At 69.3% G+C, this 14,636-nt stretch carries 12 protein-coding genes; 5 read left to right on the forward strand and 7 right to left on the reverse strand.

Translation table 11 applies throughout. From position 1 onward, the window contains the following. The first annotated feature begins 46 nt into the window (after positions 1 to 46). Complete coding sequence (locus ACFVDO_RS06295; RefSeq protein ID WP_378858118.1) at positions 47 to 1,288, forward strand: DNA recombination protein RmuC; 1,242 nt, start codon at positions 47 to 49, stop codon at positions 1,286 to 1,288. A 16-nt stretch (positions 1,289 to 1,304) separates the two neighbouring features. On the opposite strand, the gene ACFVDO_RS06300 is transcribed toward ACFVDO_RS06295, so the two are convergent. Then, positions 1,305 to 1,613, reverse strand: coding sequence for a hypothetical protein (locus tag ACFVDO_RS06300; protein WP_378858117.1), 309 nt, complete (start codon positions 1,611 to 1,613; stop codon positions 1,305 to 1,307). Positions 1,614 to 1,712: 99 nt separating this feature from the next. Next, positions 1,713 to 2,699, reverse strand: coding sequence for a class II fructose-bisphosphatase (glpX, locus tag ACFVDO_RS06305; protein ID WP_378858116.1), 987 nt, complete (start codon positions 2,697 to 2,699; stop codon positions 1,713 to 1,715). Between the two features lie 184 nt (positions 2,700 to 2,883). Here glpX and fbaA point away from each other — a divergent pair, with 184 nt between their 5' ends. Next, complete coding sequence (gene fbaA, locus ACFVDO_RS06310; protein WP_378858115.1) at positions 2,884 to 3,912, forward strand: class II fructose-bisphosphate aldolase; 1,029 nt, start codon at positions 2,884 to 2,886, stop codon at positions 3,910 to 3,912. Between the two features lie 66 nt (positions 3,913 to 3,978). On the opposite strand, the gene ACFVDO_RS06315 is transcribed toward fbaA, so the two are convergent. The 3 genes from ACFVDO_RS06315 to ACFVDO_RS06325 form a co-directional block, all read right to left on the reverse strand. Further along, complete coding sequence (locus tag ACFVDO_RS06315; protein ID WP_378858114.1) at positions 3,979 to 4,488, reverse strand: hypothetical protein; 510 nt, start codon at positions 4,486 to 4,488, stop codon at positions 3,979 to 3,981. A gap of 67 nt (positions 4,489 to 4,555) precedes the next feature. Beyond that, positions 4,556 to 5,212 (reverse strand): zf-HC2 domain-containing protein, encoded by a 657-nt coding sequence (locus tag ACFVDO_RS06320; protein ID WP_378858113.1) that lies wholly within the window; start codon positions 5,210 to 5,212, stop codon positions 4,556 to 4,558. Beyond that, on the reverse strand, positions 5,209 to 5,712 hold the full coding sequence (locus tag ACFVDO_RS06325; RefSeq protein WP_378858112.1) for a sigma-70 family RNA polymerase sigma factor: 504 nt from the start codon (positions 5,710 to 5,712) through the stop codon (positions 5,209 to 5,211). The genes ACFVDO_RS06320 and ACFVDO_RS06325 overlap by 4 nt, the downstream gene beginning before the upstream one ends. A 101-nt stretch (positions 5,713 to 5,813) precedes the next feature. On the opposite strand from ACFVDO_RS06325, the gene ACFVDO_RS06330 reads away from it, so the two are divergent. Together ACFVDO_RS06330 and ACFVDO_RS06335 are read left to right on the forward strand one after the other, a co-directional pair. Further along, positions 5,814 to 6,305 carry a DUF2231 domain-containing protein gene (locus tag ACFVDO_RS06330; RefSeq protein ID WP_378858111.1) on the forward strand — a complete coding sequence of 164 codons (492 nt, stop codon included), beginning with the start codon at positions 5,814 to 5,816 and terminating at the stop codon, positions 6,303 to 6,305. 75 nt (positions 6,306 to 6,380) lie between these two features. Further along, on the forward strand, positions 6,381 to 7,001 hold the full coding sequence (locus ACFVDO_RS06335) for a DUF4822 domain-containing protein (RefSeq protein WP_378858110.1): 621 nt from the start codon (positions 6,381 to 6,383) through the stop codon (positions 6,999 to 7,001). Between the two features lie 75 nt (positions 7,002 to 7,076). Here ACFVDO_RS06335 and ACFVDO_RS06340 read toward each other — a convergent pair whose 3' ends face one another. Together ACFVDO_RS06340 and ACFVDO_RS06345 are read right to left on the reverse strand one after the other, a co-directional pair. Then, positions 7,077 to 7,598, reverse strand: coding sequence for a DUF6264 family protein (locus ACFVDO_RS06340; protein ID WP_378858109.1), 522 nt, complete (start codon positions 7,596 to 7,598; stop codon positions 7,077 to 7,079). Continuing rightward, complete coding sequence (locus tag ACFVDO_RS06345; protein WP_378858181.1) at positions 7,595 to 8,635, reverse strand: 4-hydroxy-3-methylbut-2-enyl diphosphate reductase; 1,041 nt, start codon at positions 8,633 to 8,635, stop codon at positions 7,595 to 7,597. The genes ACFVDO_RS06340 and ACFVDO_RS06345 overlap by 4 nt, the downstream gene beginning before the upstream one ends. Positions 8,636 to 8,880: 245 nt before the next feature. On the opposite strand from ACFVDO_RS06345, the gene pulA reads away from it, so the two are divergent. Continuing rightward, positions 8,881 to 14,616, forward strand: a complete 5,736-nt coding sequence (gene pulA, locus ACFVDO_RS06350) for a pullulanase-type alpha-1,6-glucosidase (protein ID WP_378858108.1) — start codon at positions 8,881 to 8,883, stop codon at positions 14,614 to 14,616. Positions 14,617 to 14,636 lie beyond the last annotated feature (20 nt).

Here is a 14,636-nt window from a genome sequence, read left to right on the forward strand (position 1 = left end):
CGTGGACCTGCCGACGGATGTCGGTGGCCTGGGCCACCATGAACACATGGATGCTTCAGCTGTCGCCCTCGCGCTGATCGCGCTGCTCGCCGGCGCCGCCGGAGGATGGTTCGTCGCGCGCTCTCGATCAGCGGCCGCGCTCGCGCGCACCGAGGCAGAGGTCGCCGCGCTGCGCGATGACCGCGACCGGCAGTACGACCTCTACCGCGATGCCGTCGAGCACTCGCGCGCGGAGCAGCAGGCCGCCGCCGAACGCGCACAGCGTGAGAACGCCGTGCTGACCGCGATAGCGCCGGTGCGCGAGAGCCTGCATCGGATGCAGCAGACGGTGACCTCGCTGGAGCAGGACCGCCAGGTGCAGTTCGGCACGATCAGCGAGCAGCTGCGCCTGGCGCAGGAGTCGGACGAGGCGCTGCGCGCCACCACCGAGACCCTCGCCGGCGCCCTGCGCTCGACCGCGACGCGCGGAGTGTGGGGCGAGACGCAGCTGCGCCGGGTGGTCGAGGCCGCCGGCCTGACCAGGCACGTCGACTTCGACCTGCAGACCACCATCTCGTCCGATCGAGGCCAGGGCCGTCCCGACATGGTGATCCGCCTCGCCGGCGGAGCCTCGATCGCCGTCGACGCGAAGGTGCCGCTGGACGCCTATCTCGAGGCGAGCGCCCTCGGCCTGAACGCCGACGAGGGCACCCGGCGTGCGCTCATGCAGAAGCACGTGAAGGCGCTGCGCGCCCACATCGACGCCCTCGCCAAGAAGGCGTACTGGTCGGGGCTCGAGGCCGGCCCTGAGTTCGTGATCTGCTTCCTGCCCAGCGAGTCGCTGCTCGCGGCCGCGATCGATGAGGACCCGACCCTGCTCGAGTACTCCTTCGGCAAGAGGATCGCCCTCGCCTCGCCGGTCAACCTGTGGGCGGTGCTGAAGACCGTCGCCTACACGTGGTCGCAGCAGGAGGTGTCGGATGAGGCGCGCACCCTGCTCAATCTGGGCACGCAGCTGTACGACCGGCTCGGCACGCTCGCCGGGCACGCCGACAACCTGCGCCGCGCGCTGGAACGGACGGTCGACAGCTACAACAAGTTCGCCGGCTCGCTGGAGAGCCGAGTGCTGGTCACTGCGCGCCAGTTCCCCGGCATCGATCAATCGACGCTGGTGGCCTCGGCGCAGCCGGTGCTCACGCCGGCTCGTCGGTTCACCGCCGAAGAGCTGATCGAAGGCGCAGAGGACGACGCCGAGATGCGCTCAGACATCGGAGAGCTCCGCGCACGCCTCGATCACAGCGAGGGCTGACGCCGACGAGCCCTGATCAGGCTCCGCCCGGCACCCACCACAGCAGGGCGACCACGATGCCGGAGGTCGCAAGGAACGCACCGATCATCCACCAGACGCTGACCTCGTGCCCCTCGTCCCGGCGCTTGCGGAACAGCACGTCGGCACGACGTGCGGGATCGACGGGGGCTGCGACTGCGGCCGCGCCGCCCGCAGCCGGAGACGGCGTCGACAGCTTCACCACCGTGCCCTCGGGCAGATCGCTGACCCGCAGGATGCGACCGGTCTCGGTGGTCACGGTGGCGGCAGGGGCAGCCTTGTCGGTCTGATCCTTCTGCGATGTCATCGTGCGTCCTCCTCGTTCCGACCGCGAACGGGCGATCGTGACCCGCCCATTCTGCCAGGCGCACCTGGAAAAGTGCGTACCGGCGGTCGTGTCAGACGCTCAGAGCCACTTCGAGACCAGGTGCTCCGACGAGATCCGGCGCAGTGTTCCGGACGCTCCACGCAGCACCACGCTCTCGGTGTAGACGTACCCGCCCTCGCGACGCACGCCCGAGACCAGCTGCCCGTCGGTCACGCCCGTGGCGACGAAAAGGGTGTTGTTGCCCTTCACCAGGTCGTCGGCCTCATAGACCTTGTCCATGTCGAGCCCGGCATCGATGCCGCGCTGGCGCTCCGCATCGTCGCGCGGCCACAGCCGACCCTGGATGTGTCCGCCGAGCGCCTTGATGGCGCACGCCGTCACGATGCCCTCCGGGCTGCCGCCGACGCCGATGCACATGTCCGTGCGCGCGTTGTGGCGGGCCGCGTTGATGCCGCCGGCGACGTCGCCGTCGCTCATCAGGCGGGTTCCGGCGCCGGCTTCGCGGATCTCGGCGATGAGCTTCTCGTGACGCGGACGGTTCAGCACCGACACGACGATCTCGTCGACGGGCTTGTCGAGCGCCGCTGCGAGACGACGGATGTTCTCGCCGACGGGCAGGCGGATGTCGACGACTCCGACTCCGGCAGGTCCGGTGACGAGCTTGTCCATGTAGAACACGCTGGAGGCGTCGAGCATGGTGCCGCGGTCCGAGACGGCGATCACCGAGAGCGCGTTCTGCCGGCCGGCGGCGGTCAGCGAGGTGCCGTCGATCGGGTCGACGGCGATGTCGCACTCCGGGCCGCTGCCGGTGCCGACGGTCTCGCCGTTGAACAGCATCGGGGCGTTGTCCTTCTCGCCCTCGCCGATCACCACGCGGCCCTGGAAGTGCACCGTGCCGAGGAACGCGCGCATCGCGTCGACGGCCGCACCGTCTGCAGCCTCCTTGTCGCCGCGACCGATGTACGGCACCGCGCGGATCGACGCGGCCTCCGTGGCGCGCACGAGTTCGAGTGCGAGGTTGCGGTCGGGACGAAGGGGGCTGAGATCAGCAGTGAGGCTCACCATGCCGGTCAGCATAACCACGCGGACGGGCAGAATCGGCGAGTTTCACGCTCTCTCAAGCGAAGGAAACTCCGTTCTTAACATCCATGAAGAGCGGGACGATTTCCGAGCGCTTCACAGGGAAAGCATCCGCGCTCCTCCCCGGCTAAAGTGAGGCTGAACCCGCTCATCGATCGCAGGAGTTTTCATGCCCGTTGCCACCCCGGATCAGTACGCCGAGATGCTCGATCGCGCGAAGGCCGGCGGTTTCGCCTACCCCGCGTTCAACGTCTCCAGCTCGCAGACGATCCACGCCGTCCTCCAGGGTCTGACCGAGGCCGGCTCCGACGGCATCATCCAGGTCACCACCGGCGGCGCGGACTACTTCGCCGGCCAGACCGTCAAGGCCCGCGCCACCGGCGCCCTCGCCTTCGCCAAGTTCGCCACCGAGGTCGCCAAGTCGTACCCCGTGACCGTCGCGCTGCACACCGACCACTGCCCGAAGGACGCGCTCGCCGGCTTCGTGGAGCCGCTCATCGCGGCATCCGAGGAAGAGGTGAAGGCCGGGCGCAACCCGATCTTCCAGTCGCACATGTGGGACGGCTCGGCCGTGCCTCTCGCCGAGAACATCGAGATCGCCAAGGACCTGCTCCCCCGCATGAAGGCGATCAACGCCATCCTCGAGGTCGAGATCGGCGTCGTCGGCGGCGAGGAGGACGGCGTCCGTCACGAGGGCTCGAACGACGCCCTCTACACGACCTTCGCCGACGTCGACCAGGCCGTGCAGGCCCTGGGCCTCGGCGAGCAGGGCCGCTACATCGCCGCCCTCACCTTCGGCAACGTGCACGGCGTGTACAAGCCGGGCGGCGTGAAGCTGCGCCCCGAACTGCTCGGCGACATCCAGCAGCAGGTCGCTGCCAAGTACAACACCGGTGCGAAGCCTCTCGACCTGGTCTTCCACGGCGGCTCGGGCTCGACCGACGAGGAGATCGCGCTCGCTGTCGCGAACGGCGTCATCAAGATGAACGTCGACACCGACACGCAGTACGCGTACACCCGCGCGATCGCCGACTACATGTTCAAGAACTACGACGGCGTCCTCAAGGTCGACGGCGAGGTGGGCAACAAGAAGGCTTACGACCCGCGCGCCTGGGGCAAGGTCGCCGAGACGGCGATGGCCGCCCGCGTGATCGAGTCGACCCGCCAGCTCGGCTCCTACGGCCAGTCCAAGAGCTGACCGGAGTCACCAGCACGAAGACGGATGCCTCGGACCACACGGTCCGAGGCATCCGTCGTTCCCGGATCAGCCGCGGATCAGCGTGCCGTCGGCCTTCAGCACCCACCAGATGCCGCCGACGCCCTGGCCGTTCACGTCGCCTGCCGCGGAGTCGCCGGCGAAGGTGTACAGCGGCCAGCCGTCCAGGGTGACCTGGTGCTTGCCGTCGGGGGTGTCGATCGTGCCGAGCTTCCCGGTGACTCCATCCGCCTTCGGCGCGGCCTGCGCCGAGAGGATGGGCGGCCACTTCGCCAGGCACTCACCGGTGCACGCGCTGGTGGTCGTCCCCTGCGTGTCCTTGTCGTACATGTAGGCCGTCATCCCGTTGCCGTCGACGACGACATCGCCGAGCGAGGTGCTCGACACCTTGAGATCGGTGCCCGAGGCCGCGGGCGCGGACGCCTCGGACGAGGGGGCCCCATAGCCGGAGTCCGTTCCCGTGCCGGAGGTCGAGCCGGACGATCCGCCCGTCCCGCCGGAGCAGCCGGCCAGCAGAAGTGCGAGGGCGATGCCGCCGATCGCGAATGCCTTGCGCATGATGTCGTCCCTTCATCCGGCCTCGGCGAGGCCTCTCCTCGTTGAACGAGAGAGCGAGGGAGATGGTTCAGTCGAACTCGTGCCGCACCATGACCGTTCCCGCGGCATCGAGGATCTCGATCGACCGGATGTCGGACGCGGCGAGCGCCGTCCCCGCCGACAGCTTCGCCGCAGCGCCCGGCTTGACGTTCCACGTCGACAGGGTGGTGGTCCTCCCGTCCACGCCCGTGACGGCGAGCACGTACTTGGCCACCGAGGAGCCGTAGCCGTCGTACTCGCAGACCAGATCGAGCTTCGTCCCCCACGGAACGGAGGTCAGCGCCACCTCGGCCGACACCGGGACGCCGCCGACCGGCTCCAGGGCGATCGCCTCCGCGGGCCGGGGCATCAACATCGCGAACGACACGACGACCCCGATCACGACGGCTGCCGCGATCCCGCCTGCCCAGGTGACGATCCTCCGGCGTCGGCTGCGTCGCGCCCGCGCGGCAGCGAGCACCCGCACGGGGCCCGCATCCCCGGCATCCTGGTCGGCGACCGACTGCGCCTCCTCTGCGCTCAGCCGCGAGAGCAGCGACACCGTCGGCCCGAGCTCCGCCGCTGCGGCGCGGCACGCGGCGCAGTGCGCGAGGTGCTCCTCGTACTCGGCGCGCTCCGCGGCCGAGAGCGCGCCCAGCGCGTAGGCCGCATCCCATGTGGCGTACCGCTCGTGATCGACGCTCACCGGGTCACCCCTCTCTCCTGCAGCGCGAGCCGCAGGGCTCGCAGTCCGTAATGCATCCGGGACTTGACGGTCCCCTCCGGGATCCCGAGCTCCTTGGCCAGCTCGCCGACACTGCGGCCGCGATAGTACGCGGCGATGACGACCTCGCGGTGCTCGGGGCTGACCGCGGCGAGCGCGTCCTGGATGAGCAGGGCGTCGAACAGCCGATCCGTCTCGTCGTCGGTGGCGCGCTCCGGCGGCTCGGCGACCGCGTTCTCGTGCCGGTGCCGGGCGCTGCGCGCGTCATCGATCACGATGTGCCTCGCGACCGTGAACATCCATGCGCGCGAGGTCGCCGGGTCCTGCTCGAGCACCCGCGGCGTGCGCCAGGCGCGCAGCAGCGTCTCCTGCACGACGTCGTCGGCGGATGCCCGGCTGCCGAGGCTCGTCACATAACGCCGGATGGGGCCGGCATGCAGCTCGTACAGCGCGGTCAGTCGTTCGTCGTCCTGTTCGCTCACGGATCCCTCCTCACCCGGGTAACGAGGCGGAGCGCTCTGTGGTTCAGAGGGCGCTGACTGGTTCATTTGAACCCCGACGCTCCGGAGTCCGTTCTTCACCTATGGACATCTTCCTCGCCGATGACGGGTTCCGCATCGCTGGTCTGCCGCTGCATCCGCTGCTCGTGCACGCTGTCGTCGTGCTGACTCCGCTGACGGCGCTGGCCGTCGCGCTGGCCGCCGTGTGGCCAGCGGCGCGCCGACGGCTGGGCTGGGCGCCGCCCATCGCCGCGGCGATCGTCGCGGGACTGGTGCCGATCACCGTGCTCGCCGGCCAGAACCTCGCGGCCACCGTCGGCTACACACCGGCGATCCTGCATCACGAGGCGCTCGGCCTCATGCTGATCCCGTGGACGATCGCGCTGCTGATCGCCGCCGTCGCCGCCGCCTGGTGGGATCGGACGCGGCCTCGACTGCAGCGCGAGCATCCGACGACGGCACGCGTGCTCGGCCTCCTCGTGCCGACCGCCGCGTTGGTCGCGTCCGCCGGAACGATCATCGTCACCGTGCTGACCGGTGATGCCGGTGCGCGGATCGTCTGGGGAGGGATCTGATCAGCCCTTCAGCCCGCCGAGCAGTAGCCGATCGGATGATGTGGCACCCCCGACCCGATTCGTAGCGTTGAAGACATGAACATCACCCGAATCTCCCGCCGTTCCGTGCTCACCGCCTCCGCGATCGCGATCGCCGCCGCGAGCATCCTCCCGACCAGCGCGATGGCCGCCGAGGCCCCCGCCGCTCCCGCCGCGACCGCTTCGGCGAACTCGTTCGCGAAGACCACGCTGACCCCCTCGCAGCTGCTGTCCTCGACCCCGTGGAAGACCACGAGCGCCCTGGACGCCGACGGCAACCGCGTCGCACTGACCGACGCCGATGTCGCCAACTTCGTCGGCTGGGCGTACTTCAAGGCCGACGGCACCTTCACGATGTACAACCTCGACAACACCCCGAAGATGCACGGCGACTGGACCGTGCCGGCGGACGGCTCGGCGCGCACCATCGTCGCGAAGGACGCCGAGGGCAACGTGCTCTTCACCCGCGTCACCCCGATCACGCAGCTCGACAAGAACACGTTCACCTACCGCGTCGTCCCGAACGCCGCGCAGCCGGACGTCTACTTCGACATCGTGCACACCAAGACCAACCACGTCGAGCCCGGCACCGACGCGAAGGGCCCCGGCGTGAACAACGGCAAGGGCAACGCGAACGGCCACGGCAACGGCCACTTCAACAACGGCAACGCCCGCTGATCGTTCTCCGCTGAGAACCAGAGAACCCGGCCCGCATCGTGCGGGCCGGGTTCTGTCGTTCGGATCGAAGCGGGTTCAACCGCCGAGCGATGCCTTCATGAAGGCCGGGTCGCCCATGATCGGCACCATCATGCACATCGAGACCAAGAACATCGTGATCACGAATCCGGCCAGCGGCACCCACCAGGAGAGCTTCGCGGCTCGGATGCGCCGGAACGCGACGTAGACGGTGGCGGCGAAGCCGACCAGCATCACGACGATGGCGACGATGCCCCAGGTGCGCGCCGGCCCCAGGTTGGTGAACTCGCCGGGGATGCCGAGCATCTTCATCGCCTGGTTCAGCGCCTCCCCCATGTTCAGGAACTGCGGGATCGTCGAGAACACGTTGACCACGCCGTAGGCGAGCATCGCGATCGTCAGCAGACGGTCCACAGGGCGCGCCTTCGGCGCCTCTGCCGCGTGGGCGGTGGCCGGCTGGGGCTCAGGGGCCGGAGCGGGTGCCGCCGGCGGGGGCGGTGGCACGGCGGGAAGCCCCGCGGCCAGACGCTGCTCCTCCGGGGTGGCGTACTCGCCGTACTGCGGACGGTCGCCGCTCATGCGTCACCGGCGGTCGCGCGGCCGCCCAGGGCGCGCGCGTCGCGCTGGCCCGCGGCATCCTGACGCAGCTCCTTGGGGAGCGAGAACATGAGGTCCTCCTCCGCGGTGCGCACCTGCTCGACGTCCTTGTAGCCGGCGACGGACAGCTGCGCGAGCACCTCCTGCACGAGCACCTCGGGAACGGATGCTCCGCTGGTGACGCCCACGGTGCTCACACCGTCCAGCCACTCCTGCTTCACCTCTTCGGCGTAGTCCACCCGGTACGCGGCCTTCGCACCGTGCTCGAGGGCGACCTCGACCAGACGCACACTGTTGGACGAGTTCGCCGAACCGACCACGATCACGAGGTCGGCCTGCGCGGCGACCTTCTTGATCGCGACCTGACGGTTCTGAGTGGCGTAGCAGATGTCATCGGACGGCGGATTGTGCAGCTCGGGGAACCGCGCGCGCAGCCGGTTCACGGTCTCCATCGTCTCGTCGACCGAGAGCGTGGTCTGCGACAGCCAGACGACCTTCGACGGGTCCTTCACCTGCACGGTGTCGGCCTCGTCGGGCGAGTTCACGATCGTGACGTGCCCGGGCGCCTCGCCGGCGGTGCCCTCGACCTCCTCGTGCCCCTCGTGGCCGATCAGCAGGATCTCGTAGTCGTCCCGCGCGAAGCGCACCGCCTCCCGGTGCACCTTCGTCACCAGCGGGCACGTCGCGTCGATGGCGTTCAGGCCACGAGCGGAGGCCGCATCCACGACTGCCGGCGAGACGCCGTGCGCGCTGAAGACGACGTGCGCGCCCTCGGGCACCTGGTCGACCTCGTCCACGAAGATCGCGCCCTTGGCCTCGAGCTCGGTCACGACGTGGATGTTGTGCACGATCTGCTTGCGCACGTACACCGGAGCACCGAACCGGTCGAGCGCCTTCTCGACCGCGACGACCGCTCGGTCCACGCCGGCGCAATAGCCGCGCGGGGCCGCGAGCAGCACCCGCTTGGGCCCATCGACGGGCAGGTCGCGAAGTGGTTCGGACCGCTGGGGACGGGGCATGCGGGACACAGACAGGGATACGGCGCTCACGGGGTCGAGTCTATCGGCGTGCGACTTGGCGAGGGCCGGGAAGGCCGCGAACTGCAAGCGCTTGCGAGCCAGCCAGTCTAGTTCTCTGGCACTCTCTCTCGTGATTCCTGTAAACGCTTGCAGAACAGGCGCGTCCGTTGCTACGGTTCACGAGCACCCTCCGGCATCCGTGTCGGACCCCGGCACGCCGTCGTGCCCGACCCCTGGAGTCGAAGATGACCTTGAGTTCCCGCGCAGCGCGCGTCCTCGCAGCGACGGCCCTCGGCGCCCTCGCGGTGACCGCGTTGGTCGCTCTTCCCCCTGCGCCGGCGTCCGCCGCAGACCGCACCTTCGCGCTGGTCGGCAGCCTGCAGTCCGAGCTCGGCTGCACCGAGGACTGGCAGCCCGACTGCGAGACCACCGAGCTGGCCGCCACCGACGACCCGAACGTCTTCGCGACCGAGTTCACCGTGCCCGCGGGCAGCTGGGACTACAAGGTCGCGGTGAACGACTCCTGGGACGAGGCCTACGGGCTGAACGGCGGCGGCGACAACATCCCGCTCGTGCTCGAGGGCGACAGCCGCGTGCGTGTCGTCTACGACGACGCGCAGCATCGCGTGGGACTCGAACTGCTCAGCACCCGCGGCGCCTACGACGAGGCCACAGACGCCGCACTCGCCCAGACGCCCGTGCGCGAGAAGGGCGCCGACAACACGTTCTACTTCGCGATGACCGACAGGTTCGCCAACGGCGACACCTCCAACGACAAGGGCGGCCTCGACGGCGACCGCCTCGCAACCGGCTTCGACCCCACAGACAAGGGCTTCTACCAGGGCGGCGACATCCGGGGCCTGCGCGATCGCCTCGACTACATCGCAGGGCTCGGCACGACCGCCATCTGGCTGACGCCGAGCTTCCTGAACCGCCCGGTGCAGGGCGAGGGCGCGAACGCGAGCGCCGGTTACCACGGCTACTGGATCACCGACTTCACGAAGATCGACCCGCACCTCGGCACCAATGACGAGCTCGCCGCGCTGATCGACGAAGCCCATGCGAAGGGCATCAAGGTCTTCTTCGACATCATCACCAACCACACCGCCGACGTCATCGACAACGAGCAGAAGAAGTACGACTACGTCGAGCAGAAGGACCGCCCGTACCGCGACGCCGCGGGCGCCGACTTCGACCCTGCCGACTACGCCGGCACCTCGGACTTCCCCACCCTGGATGCTGCGACCAGCTTCCCGTACACCCCGGTGATCCCGGCGTCCGATGCCGACCTCAAGGTGCCGGCCTGGCTGAACGACCCCACGCTGTACCACAACCGCGGCAACTCGACCTGGTCGGGCGAGTCGGTCACCTACGGCGACTTCGACGGCCTCGACGACCTGATGACTGAGAACCCGAAGGTGGTGGACGGCTTCATCGACGTGTACAAGCCGTGGGTCGACATGGGCATCGACGGATTCCGGATCGACACGGTCAAGCACGTGAACTTCGAGTTCTGGCAGAAGTGGACCACCGCGATCAAGAAGCACGCCGAGAGCATCGGCAACGACGACTTCTTCACCTTCGGCGAGGTCTACGACGCCGACCCGGTGAAGCTCTCTCCGTACGTGCGCGACACCGACATGAGCTCGGTACTCGACTTCACCTTCCAGTCGCAGGCGACCAGCTTCGCGGCGGGCAACTCGGCGAAGGGCCTCTCGGCCCTGTTCGCCGGCGACGACTACTACACGACACCGCACTCCTCGGCGAGCGCACTGCCGACGTTCCTCGGCAACCACGACATGGGCCGGATCGGCTCGTTCCTGAAGAACACGGATGCTCCGCTGCAGCGCGACGAACTCGCGCAGGCGCTGATGTACCTGACCCGCGGCCAGCCCGTCGTGTACTACGGCGACGAGCAGGGCTTCGCTGGCCCCGGCGGCGACAAGGACGCCCGGCAAACGATGTTCGCGACCCAGGTCGCCGACTACGCGAACCAGCCGCTGGTCGACGGAACGAACGCCGGCAGCGTCGACCGCTACAGCACCGACACGGCGCTGTACACCCGCATCGCCGCACTCGCTGCGCTTCGGGCCGCGAACCCGGCGCTGCAGAGCGGCGCGCAGATCGAGCGCTACGCGGACAGCGGCGCGGGCGTCTACGCCTTCAGCCGCGTCGACCGCGACGCGAAGATCGAGCACCTCGTCGCGGTGAACAACACCAAGGCGGCGAAGAGCGTCACGGTGCCCACGCTCACGGCGTCCGGCGTGTTCTCGCCGCTCTACGGCACAGATGCCACGGTCACCGCGGCCGCCGACGGTACCGCGAAGATCAGCGTCCCCGCGCTCGGCGCCGTGGTGCTGCGCGCCGACCGGAAGGTGACCGCACCGGCCGAGGGCGCTCTCACTCTCGCAGCCCCGGCGGCCGGGGCCGGCATCTCCGGCACCTCCGCCGTCTCGGCGACGGTTCCGGACGCCTGGTCGGAGACCTCGTTCGCCTGGCGCGTGGCCGGCGGCAAATGGCACGAGCTCGGCACCGCAGAGGACACCAGCCCCCGCATCTTCCATGACACGAAGGGCCTGAAGAAGGGCACGCTCGTCGAGTACCGGGCGGTCTCGACGGATGCCGAGGGTCGCCGCGTCGCGGCATCCTCCTACGCCAGCGTCGGCAACGCGGTGAACCTCGTCGCGGCGCCCGAGCCGGAGACCCCGATCGATCTGGTCACGGTGCCCGGCAGCCACAACGCGGCCATGGGGTGTGCGGGCGACTGGCAGCCCGGCTGCGAACAGGCGAAGCTGACCCTGGCGGCCGGCGGCGTCTACACCGGCACCTTCGATCTGCCCGCAGGCGACTACGAGTACAAGGTCGCTCTGAACGGATCGTGGGACGTGAACTACGGCGCCGGTGGCGTCAAGGACGGCCCGAACGCGACCTACCACCACACCGGCGGCAAGATCACGTTCTACTGGGACCCGCGCACGCACCAGATGACGACGAGCGCCGAGGGACCGATCATCACGATCCCCGGCTCCTTCCAGAAGGCCGCCGGCTGCCCCGGCGACTGGGCGCCGGACTGCCTGACGACCATGATGTTCGACTCCGACAAGGACGGCGTGTACGAGTACTCGACCTCGTCGATCCCGACCGGCGCCTACGAGGCGAAGGTCGCCCATGGCCTTGGCTGGGATGAGAACTACGGCGTGGACGGCGCACCGGGAGGAGCGAACTACTCCTTCAGCGCGACCGACGGCAAGCAGGTGTCCTTCCGGTACACCCTCGCCACGCACGTGCTCGAGATCGCCGCAGCCGACCCGCCGCTGTCGGGCACCGGCGAGTCCCGCGCGCAGTGGATCGACGCGAAGACCATCGCCTGGCCGCGCACGCTGCTGGGCACGGATGCCGCGAGCGCGCTGTCCTGGACGCTGGAGAGCTCGGCAGATGCTTCGCTGAAGGTCGCCGATGGCGCCGTCACCGGCGGCTCCGACCCGGTCGCGCTGACGCTCGGCGAGCTCACGAAGGCGCAGATCGCCCGCTTCCCCGCCCTCGGCGGCGACAAGTACCTGGCCCTGAAGGTCGGCGAACTCGGCCGCGACCGGCTTCACACGCTTCTGACCGGGCAGCTCGCGGTCGCGCAGCGCGCCGGCGACACGCTCACCGCTTTCACCGGCATCCAGGTTCCCGGCGTCCTCGACGACCTGTACGCGACCGCCGGCGCGAAGAAGACCCTCGGAGTGACGTGGCAGGGCAGCCGCCCGACCTTCACCCTGTGGGCTCCCACCGTGCAGAGCGCTGCCCTGCAGGTGTTCGGCGCCGACGGGAAGGCCACCGCGCTGCCAGCCTCGTTCGACCGGAAGTCCGGCGTCTGGACAGTCGCGAAGCCGAAGTTCGGCGACAAGCCGCTGAAGCAGGGCGCGCAGTACCGCTGGCTGCTCTCGGTCTACGCGCCGACCACGGGGAAGATCGAGCAGAACTCCGTCACGGACCCCTACTCGGTCGCACTCACCACGAACTCGGAGCGGTCGGTCGCGATCGACCTCGACGACAGGAAGTGGGCGCCGAAGGAGTGGGGCAGGACGCCGGCTCCGAAGATCGACCGTCCGGTGGACCGCGCCATCTACGAGCTGCAGGTGCGCGACTTCTCGATCGGCGACACCACTGTCCCGGCATCCGAGCGCGGCACGTACAAGGCGTTCACGCGCGACTCGGCCGGCACGAAGCAGTTGCGCCAGCTCGCCGCGGCGGGGATCAACACCGTGCACCTGCTGCCGACCTTCGACATCGCCACGATCGAGGAGCGACGTTCCGCCCAGAAGGTGCCGGACTGCGATCTCGACTCGATGCCCGCGGACTCGGATCAGCAGCAGGCGTGCGTCGCGGCCGTGGCGGCGGGCGACGGCTTCAACTGGGGCTACGACCCGTACCACTACCAGGCGCCCGAGGGCTCCTACGCGACCGACGCCGAGGGCGGAGCGCGCGTCAGCGAGTTCCGCGAGATGGTGGGCGCGCTGCACGCCGACGGCCTGCAGGTCGTGCTCGACCAGGTGTACAACCACACCGCAGAGGCGGGCCAGGGTCAGCGCAGCGTGCTGGACCGCATCGTGCCCGGCTACTACCAGCGGCTGAACGCCGGCGGTGCGGTCGAGACCTCGACCTGCTGCCAGAACGTCGCCACCGAGCACGAGATGGCGCAGAAGCTCATGGTGGACTCCCTCGTGCTGTGGGCGTCGAAGTACCACGTCGACGGCTTCCGGTTCGACCTGATGGGGCACCACTCGAAGCAGAACATGCTCGCCGTGCGCGCCGCACTGGACGAGCTCACGCTGAAGAAGGACGGTGTCGACGGCAAGTCGATCTACCTGTACGGCGAGGGCTGGAACTTCGGCGAGGTCGCAGACAACGCCCTGTTCGAGCAGGCCACGCAGGGGCAGCTCGGCGGCACAGGCATCGGCACCTTCAGCGACCGGCTGCGGGATGCCGTGCACGGCGGCAGCCCTGTCGACGGCGGCTCCACGTTCACCCAGGGCTTCGGCACCGGACTCGGCACCGCCCCGAACGGACGCCCCGGGACGGCGACTCCGGCCGATCAGCTGACCGACCTCGCCCACCAGACCGATCTGGTGAAGCTGGGCCTGGCCGGAAACCTGCGGGACTTCTCGTTCACCGGGTCGGACGGCAAGGCGGTGCGCGGCGACCAGCTCGACTACCGCGGCGCTCCGGCCGGCTACGCCGATCAGCCCGACGAGGTCATCACCTACGTCGACGCACACGACAACCAGACGCTGTACGACCTGTCGACGATGAAGCTGCCGGTGGGCACGCCGATGGCCGACCGGGTGCGCATGAACACGCTGCAGCTGGCGACCGTCGCCTTCGCGCAGACACCCGCGTTCTGGCACGCCGGCACCGAGCTGCTGCGGTCGAAGTCGCTGGACCGCAACAGCTACGACTCTGGCGACTGGTTCAACCGGATCGACTGGACCGGCACGCAGTCCACGTTCGGATCGGGGCTGCCGCCTGCTGCGGACAACAAGGACAAGTGGGGCGCCATGGCGCCGCTGCTCGCCGACCCGGCGCTCAAGCCGGGAGCATCCGACATCTCCGCAGCCGAGGGCGCGGCCCTCGATCTGCTCAAGGTGCGGAAGTCCGTGCCGCTGCTGCGACTGGGCGACGCGAAGCTGATCGAGCAGAAGGTCTCGTTCCCCGCGAGCGGGAAGGATGCCGCGCCGGGCCTGATCGCGATGCTGATCGATGACACCGTCGGCAAGGACGCGGACCGGAAGCTGGACGGCGCCCTGGTGGTGTTCAATTCCTCGCCCGCCCCGATGGTGCAGAAGCTCGACGGCCTGTCCGGCCGGAAGTTCGCGCTGAACGCCGTGCAGGCGAAGGGTGCGGATGCCGTCGCCGCGAAGGCGACCTGGGATGCCAGGACCGGCACGGTCACGATCCCCGCCCGTACCGCGGTGGTGTTCGTCGAGAAGCACTGACCGTTCCTCTGCTCCGGTCT

This window comes from Microbacterium sp. NPDC057741, from assembly GCF_042798735.1.
Taxonomy (GTDB): domain Bacteria; phylum Actinomycetota; class Actinomycetes; order Actinomycetales; family Microbacteriaceae; genus Microbacterium.

Coding starts and splice junctions, on each gene's coding strand:
- ACFVDO_RS06295 (WP_378858118.1), top strand. CDS start 47: ATGGATGCTTCAGCTGTCGCCCTCGCGCTGATCGCGCTGCTCGCCGGC.
- ACFVDO_RS06300 (WP_378858117.1), bottom strand. CDS start 1,613: ATGACATCGCAGAAGGATCAGACCGACAAGGCTGCCCCTGCCGCCACC.
- glpX (WP_378858116.1), bottom strand. CDS start 2,699: ATGGTGAGCCTCACTGCTGATCTCAGCCCCCTTCGTCCCGACCGCAAC.
- fbaA (WP_378858115.1), top strand. CDS start 2,884: ATGCCCGTTGCCACCCCGGATCAGTACGCCGAGATGCTCGATCGCGCG.
- ACFVDO_RS06315 (WP_378858114.1), bottom strand. CDS start 4,488: ATGCGCAAGGCATTCGCGATCGGCGGCATCGCCCTCGCACTTCTGCTG.
- ACFVDO_RS06330 (WP_378858111.1), top strand. CDS start 5,814: ATGGACATCTTCCTCGCCGATGACGGGTTCCGCATCGCTGGTCTGCCG.
- ACFVDO_RS06335 (WP_378858110.1), top strand. CDS start 6,381: ATGAACATCACCCGAATCTCCCGCCGTTCCGTGCTCACCGCCTCCGCG.
- ACFVDO_RS06340 (WP_378858109.1), bottom strand. CDS start 7,598: ATGAGCGGCGACCGTCCGCAGTACGGCGAGTACGCCACCCCGGAGGAG.
- ACFVDO_RS06345 (WP_378858181.1), bottom strand. CDS start 8,635: ATGCCCCGTCCCCAGCGGTCCGAACCACTTCGCGACCTGCCCGTCGAT.
- pulA (WP_378858108.1), top strand. CDS start 8,881: ATGACCTTGAGTTCCCGCGCAGCGCGCGTCCTCGCAGCGACGGCCCTC.